This is a genomic window from Sphingomonas sp. R86521, from assembly GCF_042466235.1.
GTDB lineage: Bacteria > Pseudomonadota > Alphaproteobacteria > Sphingomonadales > Sphingomonadaceae > Sphingomonas.
On sequence record NZ_JAXHBY010000001.1, the window covers coordinates 280,532 to 300,662 of the forward strand.

22 protein-coding genes are annotated in these 20,131 nt (G+C 62.7%); 7 read left to right on the forward strand and 15 right to left on the reverse strand.

Annotated elements, in window-relative coordinates:
• Nucleotides 1-424 precede the first annotated feature (424 nt).
• The 5 genes from SJY20_RS01395 (at nt 425) to SJY20_RS01415 (ending at nt 3,240) form a co-directional block, all read left to right on the forward strand.
• Nucleotides 425-1,231, forward strand: coding sequence for a helix-turn-helix transcriptional regulator (locus SJY20_RS01395; protein WP_380784819.1), 807 nt, complete (start codon nt 425-427; stop codon nt 1,229-1,231).
• A gap of 37 nt (nt 1,232-1,268) precedes the next feature.
• The gene (locus tag SJY20_RS01400) at nt 1,269-1,619 is read left to right on the forward strand and encodes a hypothetical protein (RefSeq protein ID WP_380784820.1); all 351 of its coding nucleotides are present in this window, start codon (nt 1,269-1,271) and stop codon (nt 1,617-1,619) included.
• A gap of 42 nt (nt 1,620-1,661) precedes the next feature.
• Nucleotides 1,662-2,105 carry a hypothetical protein gene (locus SJY20_RS01405; RefSeq protein WP_380784821.1) on the forward strand — a complete coding sequence of 148 codons (444 nt, stop codon included), beginning with the start codon at nt 1,662-1,664 and terminating at the stop codon, nt 2,103-2,105.
• Between the two features lie 23 nt (nt 2,106-2,128).
• Nucleotides 2,129-2,677 (forward strand): RadC family protein, encoded by a 549-nt coding sequence (locus SJY20_RS01410; RefSeq protein ID WP_380784822.1) that lies wholly within the window; start codon nt 2,129-2,131, stop codon nt 2,675-2,677.
• Between the two features lie 254 nt (nt 2,678-2,931).
• Nucleotides 2,932-3,240, forward strand: coding sequence for a hypothetical protein (locus SJY20_RS01415; RefSeq protein WP_380784823.1), 309 nt, complete (start codon nt 2,932-2,934; stop codon nt 3,238-3,240).
• Nucleotides 3,241-3,951: 711 nt separating this feature from the next.
• On the opposite strand, the gene SJY20_RS01420 is transcribed toward SJY20_RS01415, so the two are convergent.
• The 14 genes from SJY20_RS01420 to SJY20_RS01485 form a co-directional block, all read right to left on the reverse strand.
• Nucleotides 3,952-4,152 (reverse strand): hypothetical protein, encoded by a 201-nt coding sequence (locus SJY20_RS01420; RefSeq protein ID WP_380784824.1) that lies wholly within the window; start codon nt 4,150-4,152, stop codon nt 3,952-3,954.
• Between the two features lie 338 nt (nt 4,153-4,490).
• Complete coding sequence (locus SJY20_RS01425) at nt 4,491-5,096, reverse strand: DUF4236 domain-containing protein (RefSeq protein WP_380784825.1); 606 nt, start codon at nt 5,094-5,096, stop codon at nt 4,491-4,493.
• Nucleotides 5,097-5,164: 68 nt separating this feature from the next.
• Nucleotides 5,165-5,623, reverse strand: a complete 459-nt coding sequence (locus tag SJY20_RS01430; protein ID WP_380784826.1) for a hypothetical protein — start codon at nt 5,621-5,623, stop codon at nt 5,165-5,167.
• 233 nt (nt 5,624-5,856) lie between these two features.
• Nucleotides 5,857-6,936, reverse strand: coding sequence for a toxic anion resistance protein (locus tag SJY20_RS01435; RefSeq protein WP_380784827.1), 1,080 nt, complete (start codon nt 6,934-6,936; stop codon nt 5,857-5,859).
• Nucleotides 6,937-6,991: 55 nt separating this feature from the next.
• Complete coding sequence (locus tag SJY20_RS01440) at nt 6,992-7,894, reverse strand: HpcH/HpaI aldolase/citrate lyase family protein (RefSeq protein ID WP_380784828.1); 903 nt, start codon at nt 7,892-7,894, stop codon at nt 6,992-6,994.
• Complete coding sequence (locus SJY20_RS01445) at nt 7,891-9,003, reverse strand: cysteine protease StiP family protein (RefSeq protein ID WP_380784829.1); 1,113 nt, start codon at nt 9,001-9,003, stop codon at nt 7,891-7,893. The genes SJY20_RS01440 and SJY20_RS01445 overlap by 4 nt, the downstream gene beginning before the upstream one ends.
• Before the next feature lie 2 nt (nt 9,004-9,005).
• On the reverse strand, nt 9,006-9,746 hold the full coding sequence (locus tag SJY20_RS01450) for a sucrose-6-phosphate hydrolase (protein ID WP_380784830.1): 741 nt from the start codon (nt 9,744-9,746) through the stop codon (nt 9,006-9,008).
• Nucleotides 9,743-10,882: a phosphoribosyltransferase domain-containing protein gene (locus SJY20_RS01455; RefSeq protein WP_380784831.1), complete on the reverse strand. Its 1,140-nt coding sequence runs from the start codon at nt 10,880-10,882 to the stop codon at nt 9,743-9,745. Before SJY20_RS01455 ends, SJY20_RS01450 begins: the two co-directional genes overlap by 4 nt.
• Before the next feature lie 93 nt (nt 10,883-10,975).
• A complete protein-coding gene (locus SJY20_RS01460; protein ID WP_380784832.1) occupies nt 10,976-11,503 on the reverse strand; it encodes a hypothetical protein in 528 nt (175 codons plus the stop codon).
• A gap of 288 nt (nt 11,504-11,791) precedes the next feature.
• Nucleotides 11,792-12,373 carry a TerD family protein gene (locus tag SJY20_RS01465; RefSeq protein WP_380784833.1) on the reverse strand — a complete coding sequence of 194 codons (582 nt, stop codon included), beginning with the start codon at nt 12,371-12,373 and terminating at the stop codon, nt 11,792-11,794.
• A 98-nt stretch (nt 12,374-12,471) separates the two neighbouring features.
• Entirely contained in the window at nt 12,472-13,050 is a 579-nt protein-coding gene (locus SJY20_RS01470; RefSeq protein ID WP_380788511.1) for a TerD family protein, read from the reverse strand.
• A 72-nt stretch (nt 13,051-13,122) separates the two neighbouring features.
• Nucleotides 13,123-14,223: a DUF475 domain-containing protein gene (locus SJY20_RS01475; RefSeq protein ID WP_380784834.1), complete on the reverse strand. Its 1,101-nt coding sequence runs from the start codon at nt 14,221-14,223 to the stop codon at nt 13,123-13,125.
• A 36-nt stretch (nt 14,224-14,259) separates the two neighbouring features.
• Entirely contained in the window at nt 14,260-15,429 is a 1,170-nt protein-coding gene (locus tag SJY20_RS01480) for a TerD family protein (RefSeq protein WP_380784835.1), read from the reverse strand.
• Between the two features lie 52 nt (nt 15,430-15,481).
• Nucleotides 15,482-16,078, reverse strand: coding sequence for a TerD family protein (locus tag SJY20_RS01485; RefSeq protein WP_380784836.1), 597 nt, complete (start codon nt 16,076-16,078; stop codon nt 15,482-15,484).
• 536 nt (nt 16,079-16,614) lie between these two features.
• Between SJY20_RS01485 and SJY20_RS01490 the strand changes: the two genes are divergently transcribed.
• Nucleotides 16,615-17,043 (forward strand): thermonuclease family protein, encoded by a 429-nt coding sequence (locus SJY20_RS01490; protein ID WP_380784837.1) that lies wholly within the window; start codon nt 16,615-16,617, stop codon nt 17,041-17,043.
• A gap of 53 nt (nt 17,044-17,096) precedes the next feature.
• Here the strand turns inward: SJY20_RS01490 and SJY20_RS01495 are convergent, their stop codons facing one another.
• Nucleotides 17,097-18,344 carry a TerD family protein gene (locus tag SJY20_RS01495; protein WP_380784838.1) on the reverse strand — a complete coding sequence of 416 codons (1,248 nt, stop codon included), beginning with the start codon at nt 18,342-18,344 and terminating at the stop codon, nt 17,097-17,099.
• Between the two features lie 553 nt (nt 18,345-18,897).
• On the opposite strand from SJY20_RS01495, the gene SJY20_RS01500 reads away from it, so the two are divergent.
• Nucleotides 18,898-20,118 carry a hypothetical protein gene (locus tag SJY20_RS01500; protein ID WP_380784839.1) on the forward strand — a complete coding sequence of 407 codons (1,221 nt, stop codon included), beginning with the start codon at nt 18,898-18,900 and terminating at the stop codon, nt 20,116-20,118.
• Nucleotides 20,119-20,131 lie beyond the last annotated feature (13 nt).

The following is a 20,131-nucleotide window of genomic DNA, read 5'->3' on the forward strand; positions in this document are numbered from 1 at the left end:
GTTGATCTCGTCGATCTGTCCTAGGCCAAGCGACCGCTCTGAACCAAACGTTGAGTGGCTTGAAGCCGCGTTGTGGTTTTAGGTCCAAGGCCAGCAGATGTGATTGTCACAATGCGATCGGCTTAAGGGAACTCGGTCGCCGTAACCTGTCGACTACGAAGGGAACGACCGTGTCTGGAACGCTCACGGGCGCGTCGTGCCATCCGGTTTGCACGTCTAGAGCCATGTCATCCTCACGTTCGATCCTCGCAGGCGGCTCGCTCAGCAGGACGATGTCGCCTGCCTCTTGGAAATAGGTGCGCAATTGCGCCGCGTGATCTCCAACGCCGACTGGCGCTACTTTCGCCATTGCGGATGAAGGCGGCCTCACGTCGTAGCCCTACGAGTTCCCAGGCCGGCGGACGAACCGGACGGGCGCCTAGCTTTGCCACCGCCTGCGTTCAGGGCTGATGCAAAAAGCCGTCACTCAGGAACACAGGATCAACAGGTCCCGCTCTTCGACGTATGGTTTGGTGTCGATCGTGTTGGTCGTGGCTCCGATGGTGCGCACTGGGCCGCCTTTGAGTTCCTGACCAAGGCCGACGGATCGAGCGTGCTGCGCCCTATCCATTTCGCCGCCGGACGGCCGGTTCACTTCGAGGTAGCGGTGGCCGGCGGGGGCAGGCTACGGCCCGTAGGGTATTCGATGGAACATGACGGAATGACGACGAACCCGATCGGCAATTTGACGGAACGCCAGAAGGAATGCCTCCGCCTCGTTGCGGCAAGCTTCCAGGAGAAGGAGATTGCGCGGGAACTCGGCATTCACCACGAAACCGTCCGAAAGCATATCAAGGGAGCGATGGCGAAGCTCGGGACGAACTCCAGGTTCGTCGCCGCACGCGCTCTCGCCGAGCACGAACGGCATAACCCCTCAGGGGTGCCCCCCCGCGGGGCCGTTTCCCAAACCGCCCAGAACGATGAGGACGAGCCATCGACGACGCCTGCCGGGGTCGGGGATCAGGACGGGCAAGTCTGCGAGACGCGCACCGAGTTTGAGCAGCAGTCGCTGCGATGGCCTCCTGTAACCGAGCCGGCTTCAGAAACCGGAGCGCTGCGCAATGAACTGACACCGATGATCAAACTGCTCGTCGCAGCCACGCTCACGATCCTCTTGGCGGTCGTCGTCGTATCGGCAGTGCCCATGTCAAACGCATTTCAGCAGTTCGCCGACGCTATGGTCCCTCGATAGGCCGAGGCAGGCGGACTGACCCATACCGGAGGTCCCCATGCCAAAGACCCGCGATTCCGCAGTGAACAACGTGAAGTCCGTTTTCCTCCCCGCCGAGAAGTCCGCCGAGTCCGCGGCCGCGCACGGTGCCCGGTGCATCGCCGTGATGATCGAAGAACGTGCTCGTGCCCGCCTTCCCCTGGATCTCGGCGCCGATGCGCTCGATCACGTGGTGAAGGGTACCAATCTGGCGATCGAAGCGCGGCGCCACTTTCTCACCGCCCACGCGCTCCTTGCCACACTGCCCGGCGAGATCGGCGCGACAGTGGCGTACGGTCCGGACGACTGTCCTCCAAATCAGGCGCAACTCGGAACGGATCATGCTCCGACGCTGCGGGTCGTAGGCTGAGCGAACGGTTGACCATCGTGACCAGTCGTGATGCGGTCACTCATGACCTTGTACGTACTGATCTTCTGGATCGCCCTCCCCGTGATCGCATGCAGCGCATACGCATGGGGAGGGAGGCCCGAGAGGATCGGCGCCGCGGTGTTCACGATCGCTGCGGTCGCGACCATCGCCATGCGGGCGCCCTGGGCTCAGCGTTACCACACCGTGAGCGTCGGAGTGCTGATCATAGACGCCTCACTGCTGCTGGCGCTGGGAATTCTTACAGTGAAGGCGGACCGATGGTGGCCGACAATCGCTTTGGCCTTGCAGACGATCTCGACACTGGCGCATGTCGCGAAGGCTGTGAACCCGGGCTTCCTCCGTCTGGCCTATGCCATGATGTCGGGCGCTTCGAGCTACCCGACGCTGATCGTACTCTCGGTGGGCATCTGGAACCATCACCGGCGACGGACGCCTCATGCCTGGAAGTCCTTGCCGCACTCATAGCGAAGGGGCCCTCGGCCGATCCCATGGGAACGGCGCGAAGTCTTGTGCTAGAATTCGGGTCGTTCCCGGCCATACTCGGCGGATCGCATGCGCGGCTCGTTCGCGCCGCTTGCGGCGATGCTGCCGCCGTCAACGAAATTCGCGATTTCCGAAGGGCGATGCGCCTCGCATTGCAGCGTGGGCTCGTCGACGCGCCCCTGCTTTCGAGCTCGAATCTGCTGCTCGACTACCTCTGGACGGTGCTGTCCCACGAGCGTTCCGAAACGGTCCGCATACTATACCTCGACGCCCGCAACCGGCTCATCCGGGACGAGGCGGCCTCCACGGGTACGCTCACCAGCGCAACGCTCAGCGCGCGCGAGGTGGTCCGACGCGCTTTGGAGCTGAATGCGGCGGGAATCATAGTGGCGCACAACCATCCCAGCGGAGACCCGACCCCGAGCCCTCAGGACATCGAGAGCACCGGAAGGCTGCAGAAGGCGGCGGCGCTCTTCGACATATCCGTACATGATCACCTGATCGTCGCCTCTCGCGGGGCCGTCAGTCTGAAGGCGTCAGGGCTTCTATCATGAGTTCCGCGTCGATTTCGATCCCATTCCCTACACGTCCGGTGGGTAGCCATGCCTTGCCGGACGAGCGTGCGGCGTCACGTCGCAGGAGACCGGTCGAGCCGAGCCCGTTGGACCACCTCCTTGCGTCCATTCCTGCTCGATCCGGGAGTCCGACCTGCGCTGGCCCGGAGGATGAAGACCCCTTTCGCCCGGTTCGATCCGAGATCATCGACGTAGCCAAAGCGCTCTACGGCATTCGAAGAACGCGGGACGCTATGTTCGGAGATGCAGGCAAGCTGTTCGGAGAACCTGCATGGGACATCCTTCTCGATCTGTTCATTCAGCAATGCTCCGGGAAACGGGTCTCTGTCACCGACTGCGGCATCGCTTCATGCCGGCCCGCGTCCACGGCAATACGCCACATTCAAAGCTTGGAGGTCCACGGCCTGATCGAACGCGAGAAGGATGAGACGGACGCTCGACGAAGCTGGATCAAACTTAGCTCGAAGGCGATGTCCGCGTTGCGCCGACTGTGCGGAGATGATCCGCTGCACGACGATCGCCGCGACAAGTCTGCCCGGTGAAGAGGCCATGTCCGGTCCGGCCTCGCTCATGGCGTGTCGACTATGGTGCCAATGTAGCGGTCCCCGCATCTGCAACTTCGAGTCTCGTCGGCTTTGCGCATCGAGTGACACCATCCGTTAACTCGCATGCGTCAGATCTACGGCGATGGTCATCCATTTCAGGCACTTAACCAGGAGAAAAGTATGTTAATCAAATCGCTGATCGCAGGCACTCTAGTCGTCATGACGATCGCCCCCTCATTCGCGCAGTCTTCGCATGCGGTCCGCGGTTACACGCGGAGGGACGGAACGTACGTCGCGCCTCACCGAGCGACGAATCCGAACAGTACGCGGTCCGACAACTGGTCCACGAAGGGCAACGTGAACCCCTACACCGGGAAAGCTGGCACGGTTGATCCCTATGAGAGTCCGTCGCCGAGCAGCTCCGTGTACGGTTCGAACGGGTCGGCCAAGAAGAGCGGCTACTGATGCGCGCGTCGGCTTCCTGGTCGTTGGCGTTTGCGGCGATCCTCGCCATCGGTGCGCCGGCCGGCGCACGTGGCAAGCTCGGCGATGCGCAGATCAAGCAGCGCATCATCAAGCAGTCTATAGCGGAGTACCCCGGAACCTGCGCTTGTCCGTACAACTCAACGCGCAACGGGTCGAGCTGCGGGGGGCGCAGCGCATGGAGCAGAGGCGGAGGCTACGCGCCCATGTGCTATGCCAAGGACGTCAGCGCTTCCCAGGTTCGTTCCTGGCGCGCATCGCATTGATGTCCGACGCCGGGCGCTCCGCGCCCGGCGTCGCAGTCATTTTGCGGGCGTCGCGCCGGGTGTACCACATTTCGCGAACTGCCCCTTCGGGTTCCGGCAACGCGGCGAAGCCTTCGGCTTCTCGGGGCACTTCATGAATTGGCCCTTCGTATTCCGACACGCCGCGTCCTTCGCATCAGCGGGCGTCGTACTTGCGAAGAGAGCGAGAGAAGCGATGGCCGCCAGCACGAATTTCATCAGAGCGCACTCCTTCGGTTTTGCCGCACGACGTAAGCGCAATCGCGCATCGTAGGTCAAGCTCCGCCGTTGACGCGCATCTTCCGAATCTGCGTAAGCACTCCGTCCCAGACCAGTGTGTCCCCTTCGTGGCCTCGGCGTCCGGCATCCTGCAACTGGGATTCGGCGAACGCCTCGGCGTCGTCGCCTCGAGTGGACACGAGCATGCTGGCCACGCTCCACAGCTCCCAACGGGCTATCGCCGGCTCGCGGTCGATCGGGCTATCGGACAAGGCGTGAAGAGATCCAGCAATCGTGCATATCGTCGGTGACTCTGCTCCAGTCGCCCTGCCGGTCCATGACGTTCAGGCGTTCGTTCCCGCTGAGAACCGTCACGATCGACGCCCTCGCGTTCGGGTTGGAGCGACAGTTCGCCGCGTTGGCGCTGGAGACGTGATCAGGCCTTTCAGAGGCGGTCTCGTCGGATACCCGGTCCACCCGGTCGTCCGTTGCCCGCGGGACGTTGGGGCGTGCTTGGAGGTTGATCGTCGGCGTCTGCCTGGCGCTCATGAGACCTGCGATGGACAGGACCGCAGCCACCGCCAGAACCACGACTACTGCGAAGAACATGACCCGTTTGACCGGTGAGCCGGACGCGGACCCCGTGTCGACCTCGTAGTCGCTGCCCGCCGAGCCGGTGCGCCGCCGCACAAGCATCTCGGAGTACGACAATCCAGATCCCGGCAGTCCGACGGTGCCTCTTACCCCCTGCTTGCCGATGTTGATGGACGCACCGGGCCGGCCGAGGCTCGTGCTGATTCCGCCCTTGCTGATGTTGAGTCTTAACCCGGGAAAGAGGCTGATCGTCTTACGAAAGCGGAAACCCATCATTCATGCCCTCGACTTTGCCCGGCACCAGCCGTCTGCGACCTACTCACTTACGTCGCATGCAGGTTTCACCCGAACGGATTGTCGTCTCTGCCGTATCGCTGACCGATGAACTGCACATTCTCCGTGAAAGCGTCCAGATCGCTCTGCGCCAGGTTCTTCATTATGTCGTCCATCCTGGCCTGCATCTGTTCCAAGCTGTCGAGAAGTACGAAGCTAGCGGATTTGCCCGTCTTTCGGAATATCTCGCTGCGATAGCCGGGTGGAATGTCGATGTAGCTCTTCGCGAGCTTGGGCAGGTGGACGTCCCGCATCTGATCCATCTCGAGCCGGCTGAACCCGGGCACCTGCTCGCGGTTCATCGCCTTCTCGATGTCGTCCATGCAGGCGAGTATCCTTCGGATCTGGACCCTCGCAGCTTCCGGGATGCGATCATCCTCGTAGTCGAAGTCCGGTGCAGCGGCCGGAGGAGGGACGGTCTGGGACACGGCTGAGGAACCGAAGATCCGGTTCAGTCTGTCGAACATGCCCACTGTGCCGCCTCCGTGTCGTTCCCGCCGGAGTAAGCCTCCGCCGCCTGCTCGTCCATCAGCGGTTGGATCTACCGAACCTGCCGCCGCCATCGCATGCAAGGACGCGGATACAGGACGGATCTTTTCTGAGATCATGGACCGGACTGGTTCATTCCGGATCGTCTCGTCGCGAGTGACGCGACGTACCCGTTCGAATCTTTTTGCCGGCGCCGTCTTCGTTTCAAAGCTCAGCGCTCCGAGCCCAAGGCGTCGATCGTCGTTCGTACGCTGCGGAGGACGGCGGTCCGGGACGCGCCGACGGTATCCATCTCGGCGTATATCGCGACAAACGCCTCCTCGAGAGCCTGCATGTCCATCGGGACCGGCGCCGCAAGTGGGACGATTCTCGAACCACGGTCCGGGCGTGAACGGCGTCTGGCATCCAGTGTATCCGTTGCTGCCGTATTCAAGGCGGCAATTTGGCTCAGCATCAATCTTTGACCGGCGAGCGTCTCGGCAATTGCAGCGGCGGTCCGCAACGCCGATACCGTGGTTCCAACCGCGCGATCGATGGCTTCGACGAGTTCCTTCCCGCTCGTGTTGACGAGATCCATGGCCATGTAGCCGTGCATCGCCACGGACATCTGTTCCAGCAGTTCGGTGTTCCGTCGTCTCACTTGATAAAGTGCTTCGCCGCGGACCGCTCCGGCTTTTACCGGTTGAGTTTCGTTCAGGTCGCCTGCAGCAGCTTCCAAGGCAACGCCGATAGCTTCGGACAGATGAGCGACATTGGCTAGCCGCTCCATGTGCTCCCAGATCCGTCCGCGTTCGCCATCGACAGCGATGTTCTGCCGGAGCAGCTCGTCCTTGGACGCCATCAGCGTGCGGAGGATTCCGTCAATCGCGAGTTGAGCCGACGAGTACCGCTGGAAATAGCTAGCGAGCCCCGGCCCGCATCGTATGATCCCGAAAAGACGGCGTGGCTTCGCCATGGATCTCTGCCCGCGCGGATCGAGTTCCCCGATGACGCGGCGCAGCTCATCGAGAGCCGAGCCGACCGCGTCCATACCGATGGGTTTGCCAATCCGTTCGAGGATCCGACCCGATGCGTCCGCGAGCGCTGCGACCTCGCGACGTCCCAGAACCCCCAGCGACTCCGCTTTCGAGCCGAACGCCGGGCTGTACGGATCGCAGGCCAACAACTCCGAGACGTAATGCCGCGCCCGCTCGCGTATCCCCGCGACGGCGACCTCGTCGATCGGAACGATGGCGGTCGGGCTCGCCAGCGACGTCACTTGCCGACGAATTTCATGGTCTTCGGTGAGCATCCGCCCAGTAGGGTCGTCGGAAGCGTGGATATACGATGTGCTTCGAAGCGCATCGTCAGGCGACCTTTGCCTGCGGATCGCAAATCTGTCCCCGAACGCCATGGATGCCCGCCCGATCTATGACGGACCGAGCCCACCGGGCATGTGTTGCGGGTTCGCACATGCTGCCGTTCGATCCGAAGACCGCTGCGGTCGAGACGTCCAGAATCCTGCGCGCCTCGATCAGTTCGATGGCGGACGGACGGTAGACTTCCTGGATGACTTCAACCTGTGTGGGATGGATCGCGGACTTGGTCAGAAGGCCGTGCTCGATGTCCTGTTCCACTTCCTGCCGAAGGACGTCGAGCTCCGAATAGTGCTCGAACACCGGGGCCGCGACGCAGAAGCCGTTCGGGATGAACGTCGCAGCGACGTCGCGGATCACGTTTCCGAGCGGGCCCTCATACGCGGAGCGCGCCCGCGACCTGCGGATCCCAAGCAGACCCAGGATGTCGTTGCCGCCGATGCGGACGGCGGCCACGCGATCGACGTATGGCCGCAGCTGATCACACAGCCGAGCGAGCGAAGGGCGGTCGAACGCCTCCTCGCCCTCGATCGTCGGCATTATCCGATGATCGTCATGCATCACGGCGCTCAACCAGACGGGCAGAGTGCTAGTGGTCACCTTGGGCAGGACGAAGCCCTCGATCCTCTCGACGCCCGGCAGGGCGCATATCCGCGTGAGCATCTCGACGTCGCGCGGCCGAACGTACACGCTGATCGCCGGCTCCCGAACGATGAAGCCTTCAAGAAGACGCTGCAACCGTGCCATCGCCACCCCGACCTCGTCGGCGCGAATGGAATCCTCCAGGCAGACGACAATCGACCGCAGGTTCGAAGACTCGCCGTAGGAAAGTCGCGCCGCTGCGGCATTGACGGCAGGGACATAGAGCGACGCACCGAGGCCGATGGCATTCATTCCTGACTTTCCCCCAAGCTCTTGATGACAGTCACCGCACGATAGCATTGCAGATCCCGTTCCTGCACGGGAACGCCGGACTGCGAGGCTAGATGCAGAAGGTGTCGGACTTCCGAGTCGCCCCGGTCTCGGACGAACAGCTGATCGGGTACGCGACGGAGCATCGCACGGGTCGCTTCGGCGATACCGGGCTTGATCCTGTTCACGTCACCGACCCCGGTTTGCCGCATGAGATCCCGAGTCATCTCGGTGCTGCTCGTCCTCGAAACGGCCGCCACTTCCGGCGTCCACCGTCCGCTTGTGGCGGCATTGGACGGGGCCGCTGCCTCGATCGCTGATATGAACGCACGTGACAGGTCCCAATCGGCATGTTCGCTCTGGTATAGACAGGCATGAAAGTCGCCCGGACCGACAAGGTCGTCGCGCAGGACCGAGCGGCTGATCAATCCGGACACTATTCCGTTCAGCAGGCCGCTCGGAATCAGATAGTCTTCGGCCGTAGCGGCAAGATCCGCCCGCCCGGCGGGGTCTGCGACCACCGCGAGAAAGGGCGAAAAGCCAAGGGAGTCGCCCTGCAGGAACCGCACCAGCTCGGCCTTGATCGTGCCCTTGCCCGTCCAGCCGTCGACGAACAGAGCCGCTGCCGCTCCGTGGCGCGATGCCACGAAGGCAAGAGCGTTCCGGTCGATCCCGCGGTCGCGGATTATGCTGATGGAGTAGTGGTGGGCTATCACGCCCAACCGCTCCAGAGCCCTCTTCAACAGGACGCCGATCGGCGTGCCGGCTCGGGCCAGCGAAATCAGAACGCACTCCCGCCGCGTTTCAGGACGGTCGGCGATGGATCGAGCGAGTGCGGCAACGTCCATTCGCAGGCGCCCGGCGTTGCGGTGCAGCGCTTCACGGTACAGGCTCATGTATCGTTCGTCGGGCAGCCGCTCCGCCGACAGCATTTCGGAATAGTGTCTCGCGCCGCTCTGTATCAACCGCTCCTTCTCCTCGAGCGGCGTCGCGACGATCTCGCACGGCTTCAGAAGAAAGGTGACGTCCGTCGGATCGTAGGAGCCGGAGAAGGGCTCCGTCACGACGTCCGCGATCGATCCGAGAGCCATTCCTACTTCAACCATGCGTTGTCGAGCGTAGCGCTACGCCAGAACTGCGAAGACGTCGGAGACATCGCGAAATCGCAGAGGTCCATGAAGCCGACGTCCGACAGGCTGTCGCCGATGCCGACTACAGCCGTTTCCGGCTGCGAGGACCTGATCCGTTCGATCAGATAGGCAACCGCATGGCGCTTGTTCAGCCAGGGCGGCAAGAAGGCGAGGTTGTTCCCATTGAGGTGCCGGCGCCATTTGGGCGGCAGGCGGTCTCCGTGGCGCTGCGCGAATTCCAGCAGATCGTCGGGTCGGCCGGTGTTGCTCTTGACCACTACGTACAGGGGAAGGCTGTTTTCCGCGACGATCCAATGTCGGAAGTCTTCGGCATTGAGGGACGACGTCAACTCCCGATGTACATCTGATACCGGGTCACCGCCGCGCGCCTCTTCCATCAGCAGGTCGTGCCACTGACGGTCAAAGCCGCCGCCGCTCTCGATGATGCAGCCGCCGTTCGAGCAGATCGCAGGCGCTTGCGGCACATCGACGCGAGCTAGGACCTCCTTGCTGCGAGCGGTCACGGGGATCAGCGATCCCGACGATAGCCAAGCGAGCAGAGTCTGTTGGCGTGGCGTCGCATAGCCGCTCGGACTGCCGTCGACGAGGGTGCTCATGACCTTCAGACCCTGCGCATCGTCCGGACACTTCCGCAGCGTCTGGAACAGGGTGTCATCGAGGTCGGAGAGGAACACGACAGTCATATCGCTGCGTCATACCGGCATTGGACCAGCGATACCGGTATGTCGGACCCGAGCTTCGCCAGAGCCGTCAGGACATCGTCCGACTGGGTGCCAAGGGCCTCGGCGACGATCACCACACGGTCCGGCCGATGTTCCAGCAGATTGTACACATAGCATGGAGCGCCGCTGCCGTAGCTGTCGCGCAGTTCCGAGACGCTGCCCATCGCATATCCGAGCAGCGCCGGGCTTCGCGTCATGCACTGGACCGCAGCGACGGCCCCAGCGGCTTCGAGGTCCTCCGCCACGAGCAGCGCTTCATACGAATGCTCGCCGTCGCCGAGCACCAGGACGCGTTCGTCCGGCATCTCCGCCAGGTACGATCGCCGCGCCGCTTCTGGTTCGAGAATGCCGGTGCGGCTGCGCATTCCCGTATCCGGAGCGGTGCCCGGTCGGTTGCTCGCAGCGGCGAGAACCGTCCGTTCGATCCCATCGGTCGGCGTCCAGTCCATCCTACCCTCCAGCACGGAATGGGCCGTCGTCTCGAGTGGCATTCCCGGGAGGTAGGCCCCGTCACTCCAGTCGGTGATGCAGCAGGTCTCGATCCGTTCCAGCTTCGGCATCGCAGACCGCATCGCATCGGCGCATGCGAGGAACGTTCCGCCTGTGCTGCATTCGTCATCGACCATGATCAGCGTGCGAGCAGAAGCCGCGATGGCCGCTGTTTCCGCACGAACCTGGACGAGATGGGTCGTCGCGTGGCTGTGCCCTTCCTCGAACGACGCCATCACCTGTGCGCTCTCCACGCGCTGGCGTGATGTCTGGAGGTAGATCGCGCTCACGGAGGGGTTGTCCCGTCGGTATGCGGCGAAGACGCCATGACCGAGCGCGGTCGCCGTCTCGGCCATGCCGAGGAGGACCACAGGTTCTGGAAGGTCGCGCGAAATCTGGGTCGCGATGTCGTCCATGACCTTCCGCATTTCCCGAGGCCGCGTCGGTAGATGTCGCCCGAGCACGCGGGACACGATGAGAAAGCCGCGCTTCGGGTTCGAGCGAGCCGCTACGTCACACAGTGCTTCGATGTCGGCACCCCCCGATGCGACGAGCGAAAGTCGCCCGGTCTGGATGTCGGCAATCAGCTTTGATGCACCCTGCGGCATAAGACCCGTTCGTTTCATGATGAGAGTGCAACTGCCGGATGACCGAACGGTCCACGCCGACCGTCCGGTCGATTCTGGCCGGTCAGCGTCAAGCTACTTGGTTCCTGGACAGCGGATCCATGTATTCACGGGCGCTGGATCGACTTCACCGTCATCCTTGATCGCGTAGCGGATCAAGGTGTCCGGCGTCTCCATCTCCATCCGTGCGTTGACCTCTCCCAACAGCTGCGTCTCCATTCTTCCGGTGAAACGGCCGTTGAACAACGGAACCTGATTATGGGACTTGGTCGAGGAGCCGCCGAACTGAATGCCGATGAGAAGATAGTCGTCGCCCTCGTAGTAATGGATGGCGTCGGCAGCCACGACGATCGCTTCCACCCCATCGCTGGACCGGCATCCGGCAGCCGTGGGGGCGAACGTGCCTTGAAACTCCTTGGGGATCGAGTCGTGAAGCGGCGCAGCATCAACAATCGCTGGAAAGGACGCCATGGCGAGGGCTAACAACCAGTGCATCAGATTCTCCAGTGCTACGATCATAAGTGCGAAGCGGGCCACCCGCGTCACCGGCCGTGATCCGCAACGCAATGCTCTGCCCTCATGCCGCCAGTGGCCCTTCAGCATGGCGCCGCGATCCTGGTCCGCCCGCCGGTCCGACAGCCGTCACATGGGCTGCGGAAGCGGAACGTGGCTTAGTCGCGAAAGGAAGGCCGAGATGCTCCATCACCGGGTCCTACCGCTGTCGTTCCGACAGATGAAGCGACGCTACGACGTAGGCGACCGATGTCACATGGCGACCTCACCGTGCAGAACCGGTCCGTCCAAAAAGCCGGACGGAGCGCATGGACCGAAATTTCGACTTCCGTGCGAGGTTCTGCGACGGGGCGGAGTCACGACGTCGATCCGCCGCCATCAGCCCAATGTGACGCCCATGCTGCTCGCCAACCCCGAGAGACCGCTCTCCCATCCTTCGCCGATCGCCTTGACCTTGATGTCTCCTTGCGGACCTCGGTACAGTTCGACGAATATCAGCGCGCTGTTGGTGCTGCTGTCCTCGGACAGGTCGAACCGCGCCAACTCCTTCCCGTCGGCATCGTTGAGCACGCGTGCATACGCATTCGAAACCGAACCGAAGTTCTGCCGCCGTTCAGTGGCGTCGTAGATAGTCACGCCGACCACGACCTTCTTGACCTGCGCTGGCAGCTTCCCAAAATCGATCTTGATCGTCTCGTCGTCGCCTTCGCCGTCACCAGTACGATTGTCGCCGCCATAGACGACCGAGCCATCGGGCGAGGTCTTGTTGTTGAAGAAGACGAAGTGCGCGTCGCTCAGCACGCGTCCATCGTCACCGACCAGGAACGCCGAAGCATCCAGATCGAAAGCGGCACCATCTGTCTTTCGGATGTCCCAGCCGAGGCCGACCGTGACCGACGTGAGGCCCGGAGCCTCCTTTGTGAGAGAGACGTTGCCGCCCTTTACGAGTGAAACTGGCATGGGACCGTCCTGAAGGAGTGGTTGAGGTCAGGTGCCGGAGGCCCGAGGCCTCCGGCGTCAGCGCCGTCCCGTCGAAGCGACATGGCGCTGCAGCGCGACTAGCCGACGCTGACGCCGTAGTTTGTGGCGAGTGGGCCCAGTCCGCCCTTGTATCCCTGCCCCACGGCGCGAAACTTGAAATCGCTTCCGTGGCGGTAGACCTCGCCGAGGATCATCGCGGTCTCAACCGACGCGTCCTCCGAAAGGTCGTACCGGACGACCTCGGTGCCCGTCTTCTGGTTCACGAGCCGGATGAAGGCGTTGGCCACCTGACCGAAGCTCTGACGACGCGCCTCCCCTTCGTGGATCGTGACCGTGATCGCCACCTTGTCGATCTCGGCAGGCAGCTTCGAAAGCGTGATCTTGATCTGCTCGTCGTCGCCTTCACCATCACCGGTGCGGTTGTCGCCCTGATGTATCACCGCGTCGCTGACGTTCTTGTTGTTGTAGAAGCAGAAGTCTCCGTCGCCGCGGACCTTCCCGGACGTCGTCAGAAGGAACGCGGAAGCGTCGAGATCGAAGTCCGTTCCGTCGGTAGCCCGCGCGTCCCACCCCAGTCCGACCATGATCTCGTCGAGCGTGGGGTCCTCCTTGGAGAGCGACACGTTTCCGCCCTTGGAAAGTGAAATTGCCATTATGTCGTTTCCTTTGCGATTTTTGGCCGTCGAAGTTCTGCCATCGTGACAGCGCGCTGGCTAGTTCGGGTGGCTTTAAGAAGAATGTGCGCCGGCCACGATGCTGCCGGTCGGTAGAATGACCTCCGCATCGCCATCCTCAGCGTATTCCTCCGGAAACAGCTTCTTATGCCGGATAGAGGCATAGAGCGACACACCGATGATGCACGCGCCGATCAGACCGGTGACGATCTCCGGCGTCTCGATCCGGATGCTGAGCAGCATGATCACGGACAGAGCGATTATCGCGTAGAACGCACCTGGCTCGAGGAAGCGGAACTCCGCCAGATGCCCGCCACGAACGAGCGCGATCGTCATGGATCGAACGAACATCGCTCCGATGCCAAGGCCCAGGGCGATCAGGACGATGTTGTTCGTGATGGCGAATGCACCGATCACTCCGTCGAACGAAAAACTCGCGTCGAGGAACTCGAGGTAGATGAACGCACCCAGACCCGAACGCACCACCTTGCCGGCCGCATCCTCCTCACCGCCTGCGAGATCACCAATCTTCTGGACGGCGAAGAACGCGATGATTCCGCAGACCGCGGCCGTCAGGAAGCTGCGCTGTTCGCCGCCCTCGACCATGAACGAGAGCGCACCGACGATGATCAGCGTCGCGATGTAGGGAGAGTAGGGAACCTTCGCGAAGCTCGCGAGCGGAGCTTCGATGAACCTGAGCCAGTGGTGTTCGCGATTCGAATCGAAGAAGAACGTGAGTCCGACCAGCATCAGGAACGCGCCGCCGAAGCCGGATATGCCGATGTGCGCGCCGGTCACGATATCCTCATAACGAGCCTGATCGACGAGAGCGATGCGGGTGGCCTCCCATGGGCTTACCCAGGCCGACACCGAAACGATGAGGATCGGGAAGACGATGCGCATCCCGAAGACCGCGATGAGGATCCCCCATGTCACGAAACGTCGCTGCCACACCGGCGACATGTCCTTCAGAATCGAAGCGTTCACAACGGCATTGTCCAGGCTGAGGGACGTTTCCATGACCCCGAGCACGAGGGCGAGGAACGCGAACTGCAACGCCAGGCCCATTTCACCGCTCTGGCTGAACCCCAGAACGGCGGCCAGCACGACGGCTATGATCGCGAATACGATCGAGCCATAAAAATTCTTCATCATTCCCCCTGAAATTCAACGACGCGAACAAGCGCGCGATCAGTCCTTCGAACCGGATTTCCATCGAAGCCGTATGCCGACCGCGTCGGCAAAGCCCTTCTGGTCCCGGTAATATTGCATGTGGCGCTCGATCTGAAGTTGCCCGGCGACGTTGTCGACGACCGCGATGCCGCATAGCCGACAGTTGTCACGGCCCTCGTCCAACCGGACCTCGATTTCGGGTTGCCCCGGTATGTTCATCCGGACGACGCCGTCCGTCTTCGCCCAGTTCGGCACGCCATCGTATATGTTAGCGAACACCGCGAGGCGCTTGATCCTGTCGAAGTACCTGCCGTTGACCCGGATCGTCTCGCCGTCCGAAACGGCCCCCGTGCGATCGTCTCCGGACAGCTCGATCCAAGGCAGCTGCTCATATCCGCCAAAGCTGTTGCCGAGCGCCTGAACGACCCCCTTGCTGCCATCGTTCAGTTCGAAGAGGACGCCGAGGTCGAGGTCGACGTTCTTGGCACCTCCGAACAGTCCGCGTCGCGCGGTGCCCTGGTGCCAGTTCAGGTTGAGTACGATCTCACCGAACGAATCACCGACCTTCTTCAGGCTCACCGAGGAGTTCGACTTCTCCAACGTGATCTTCTTGAGGCTGACCGCCGGCGCAGGCGGCGGAGCGGTCGGCGCCGAGGGCGGTGTGGGCGACGTGCCGGCGCCAGCGGCCAAGGCGTCGACCTCCCCGCCGAAATGCTGGACGAGACTGGCCAGGCCGCCAGCGAAGCCGGCGGCGATCGTCCCCAGGCGCCATCCGGACGAATGCCGGTAGATCTCGATCATCATCACGGCCCTCTCGGCCGTGAGATGCTCCGCGACGTCGAAGACGGCCTTCCCCGGGCCCACCGTCACCACGAGCGGACGCGCATCGGAGACGGGCCTGGTGTCATGCGTCGCGGTGAACACGATACGATCGATCGATGACGGCAGTGCGTCCGCGTTAACCGTGAAGACGGCGCTGTCGGAGGCCGCGACCAACGTCACCGCGTCATCCGGAGCGCGCGGGTTGGAGAAGAGCACGACATAGCGGTCGTCTCCGATCCGGCGTTCCCCGTCCAAACCGAAGGCGGCGATGTCCGTGCCAGGAAGATCGAAATCCACCTTGACCGTGAACTCGCCTTCGACCCCTAGTTCCCTCAGGCCACGCTTCTCGCCACGTGTAAGCTTCATGCTGCCGTTCCGCCCTAAATCTCGTCGTCGTGCCCGAAGACCGTCGGAAGGGTCAGATCAGCCGACCGGCGGCGGTCGATAGATCCTGCGCGGTCCGGCCGCTCGTGCGCTCCCCAAGAGCCTTGAACACCCACTGGCCGCCAGCACGCTTGATCGATGCGAGGATCATGCCGGTATGGGTACCCGCATCGGTGATGTCGAAGCGGGCCAGTTCGCGGTTCGTGCTGAGATCGACGACCCGGCCGAAGGCATTGTCGACCTCGTCGAACGTCTGGCCTCGGAAGCTGTTGACGGTCAGGACGAGCGTCTCCACCGCCGAAGGCAGGCGGGTCAGATCGATGGTGATCGTCTCGTCGTCTCCATCTCCGTCACCGGTCAGGTTGTCGCCGCTGTGGCGGATCGACCCGTCGGAACTGACCAGCTGCTGGAACCATACAAGATCGACTACCTTGCCCTGTGCGTCGAACACGATGCAGGAGGCGTCGAGGTCGATCTCCGCTGGCTTGCCGCCGCCCAGAAATCCTCCGAGGAAACCGCCCTTCTTCTTCGCCGCGTCCCAGCCGACGCCAAGCGCGATCTTCGCAAGACCGGTCCCCCCGGCCTCCTTCGAGAGGCTGACCGATGCATTCTTCTGAAGTGAAATCGCCATGGTTCGCCTGTCCAATCCCTTTGGAATTCAACGCTAATAAGGTTGCGTCATTAAGTGAATACGGCCCGCGCAGGTATTTCGGATATGGACGTATCTGTCGGTCCGCCGGCGAAATCGTATGGGGCCGGTTCGGCGACGTGTATGGATCGCCCATCCTGCCGTTCGTGCTGATCATTATGGCCCGTTCCCTGCCGGCTGGTTAACATTTGCTGGAGCTGTGCCCGTCGTCGGCAAAGGGCGCATGAGACTGCCTGGACGAACATGCGGGTTCGGACGAGCCACGCTCCGCCTCCATGCATTCGCAACGACGAACCCGTACTGGCCAAGGACGAGGACGGTCGATAACGGCCGACCTCTCGACCCGACAGGAGGCCGTACTGCAGAAATCGTTCCTCGCATCCGCAGCTTTGGCATGCGTCCTGATCAGCCTCGTGGCCGGCTGGATATTCCTTTACCTCGTCCCGACAGGGCAGCATCCACAGCCGGCGCAACCGCGGCCGGGCCGATCGCAGTCGCACCAGTGGCAGCCGCCCCGGTTGAGCGGCGATCGTGCCCAGCCCGCTTCGGCAGAGCCGCAGTCGCTCGAGCTTGGAGAATTCGCTTGTACCGTCGAGGGCGTCCACGACGGCGACGGGCCGATCTATTGCCTGGAGCAGGACGCCGAAGGGCGTCGCATAAAGATCCGCCTCTCCGGCATCGCGGCCCGAGAGATCGACGAGACTTGCCGCCCTGGTCAGCCGTGCCCGGAGGCGTCCGCTCAAGATGCACGACAAGAGCTGCTGCGCCTGACGACCGGGCGCGTGCTGCAATGTCGCCGTGAAGGGCGCAGCTATGCGAGGACCGTGGCCCAGTGCTCGATCGATGGTGTAGACTTGGCCTGCGCGATGATCAGATCCGGCAAGGCCCTTCGATGGGAACGATACGACCGCGAGCGGCGTCTGATCGATTGCCGCCCTGACGTCTGAACGGTTGGGGCGGTAGCACAGCGACCGATCTCAAACGAACATGCGGGTTGGCGTCAGTTGTATCGCGTCTGCCAGCGCAGACCCCAGCCCAATTCGGCATCGAGTTCCTGGTGCCCGGTCGCGAACCGCATCACGCGAGCGAAGTCGATCTCGCCGTTGCGATTATGCATCGTCAGCAGTGCCACAATGCTGTTGCCATCCGGTCCGCCTTCGAATGAAATGGATACGGGTGCCTCTCCCGAAGTTGCAACGGCCAGCGAAACGGAGGCCGTATGCCAGCTCGGCGCGCCTGACATAATATAGGCGAACATCGTCAGCTTGCGGATGGCCGACCATTCTCCACCATTGACGCGAATCTTCTGGTCGCCCCGCGTTCCGCCTGTTTCGCCGTGTGCCAGATGGATGAAGGGGGCCGTGTCGAACTGGCCGTTGCCGTCCCACGACTGAACGACCCCATTCCGTCCGTCCTGCAGTTCGTAATGGCAACCCAGCCCAACCTCGAGTGGACGCGGCCGGCCCTCCAGGCCTCCGCACTGGCTGTCCCAATCGAGCCTTACCGATATCTCCCCGAATTCAGCCGGCGTCGAACCCCGCCAGTGGGCACTTGGAGTCGCTGCCGACAGTCGGGTCGAGCCGTCGTCGCGCCGGAGAGGCCGAGGCGCCTCGCTCACCAGGTCTGCAAACGAGCCGATCGGCTCAGGCGTTGCAGAAGGGACGACAGCAGGCTTCGCCGCCGGCATCGGCACCGGCTGCACGATCTGATGAACTGCAGGCGGTGCCGGGTCGCCTTCGTCTACGTCGATACCGAACGATCTCGCCAACTGAGCGAGGCCGCTATTGAAGCCTTGGCCGTCCGCGCGGAACTTCCACGCCCCGTTGCGACGGTAGAGCGCCACAAGGCGCATCGCGACTTCCGACGCGGCCGTCAGATCGGGGCGGAAGGTCAGCATGGGCCGGCCGTCGGCCATGACGGTGGCGGCGGTCCCCGAGAATGCGGACATCGTGCTGACCGCGCCCTCGACCGTCACGCACACGACGATCCGCTCCACGTCGCTCGGAACCCGCGTCAGATCGACGGCCATGACGGTACGATCCGCTTCGATGCCAACGATCTTCACGCACCCGTCGGCATCCGACAGTTGGTTGTAGAAGACCATGTCGTCGTCACTTCGAACTCTGCCAGACGAACCGACCAGGTAGGCCGAAGACTCGAGCGTTCCGGCGCTTGCCGGCCACTCCACGATGATTTCGAGCCGGGATGCCGTCAGCGGCGCATTCCCACCCATTGTTACATTCTGCATTCGGGGTCCTGGCAAGGAGTCGATCGCCGACTATCATACTACGGACAGTTGCAAACACTCTGCTGTCGCTTCCAAAAAAAATCGCCGTGATCAGGGCGCACGTCGGTCTGTTCGCCCGGCCTGCCGTCGAATGAGTGACGAGTTCGCATTTCACGCCCGCTTTTGATCCGTTTCCGATGCAATTATTCGGTCGTGAGAGCATCGATACCGCGTTCTCGTGCCTTCTTCCGCGTCGCGTCAGACCGCGGCCATCGAAGACCCGCGACGCCCTCGAGCCGCTTCCACGGCGTCGACAATCGCTATGGACTTATCGGTGCCCATCGTGAACTGTCAGTGCCTTATGGGGGGCATGATACAGAGCGTGCGTAGAGTTCTAGTAGCAATTTCGGCAATCGGTCTGGCGTCTTGCAGCGGGGACTCGAAATCTTCGATCGATGGGGCATCGTGCTTTCCCGAGGCCGCTCGCCCCTGGATCCGCGGCAAGTCGGAATCGACCGGCTCATCCGCCGATTCCGGCGGGCCACTGTCTATCTACCTCGATGGCTCTGCCAGCATGGCGGGCTTCATTCGCGGGAGTACGGCGGACGAGAAGCCGTTGGCGGATCTTGTCGGCTTTCTGCCGAACCTCGATTCGATCGATCGGAGCAAGGTTCGGATAGTCCGGTTCGATCGCAAGATGACGGACCTCGATCCGGCCAGCGTGCGGCGCATGCAGACGGAGGCCGGCTACCTCTGCCCGGCCGGCAATCGCAACTGCGACGCCCAGGAAAGCCATATCGATCAGGCGCTGAGGAACGTCGCGGACGGCGACGCCAAGTCCCTTTCGATCGTGGTCAGCGATCTATGGCTGGCCAATAGCGAAGTACTCACGACGGACGGGGTCGCATTGTCCAAGCCGCTCGCGGACATCTTCGCGAGCGGACGCAGCGTGGCCGTCTACGGCTTCGAGAGTCCGTACGATGGACGTGTCAGCGACCTGCCCAGCGGCGACACGGCCGTCAAAGCGCAACGCCGCTACCTGTTCCTGGTCGTCGCTGGACCGGTCGATCGGCTGCAGGCGTTTCACCGCGTGATGCAGAATGCGCCCTCGTCCTCCATCTCCAATGCATTGCGGAGCGGCAAGGCTCATTATTCCCTCTTCACGCTCGACCCGGTCGTTTCGGCGTCCGACGGTACTCAGGCGTTCGAACTGCAATCCAAAAGTCCGCTGACGAAGAAGGCATTCCTGGCCGTTCGCACCGGAGTGCGGGTGCCTCAATACCAACTGGACCGGGGCAAGGCACTGCGCGCAGGCGGCGCTGGAAAGGTGCCCGGTGCAAGATGGCAGGGCACTCCCGAAACAAGCATATTGCCCGGGGCCGTGTGGGAGGGGACCAGTCAAGGCAGCACGAAGCTGTATAGGCAGTCGGGCGACAAATGCCTTCCTGACGGCGGCGACTGGCGGGAGGAAGGGACGTTCCCAGGCGGCTGGCCAACCGATGGCACCGCGGGTTTCAGCCTGGATCCGTCCGAGCTGGCGACCCTGCCGCCCGACCGGTATCTGCTGGTCGGGACGGTTCGGAGGACCTCGCTCCGATCGCCCAACCCGGCCACCCAGTGGATGCGGGATTGGAGCTTCGACGCTTCCACCGAACAGGCCGCCGTCAAGCGACAGACGATGCCGACGCTGAATCTTTCGGAGACCGCAAGGCTGCTGGAGATCGCACTCCTGAAGTCGGCTGAAGCGAAGCCCATGAACATCGGCGGCTTCGCCGTCGCCGTCGAAATCGAGTGAAGGACGGAAGATC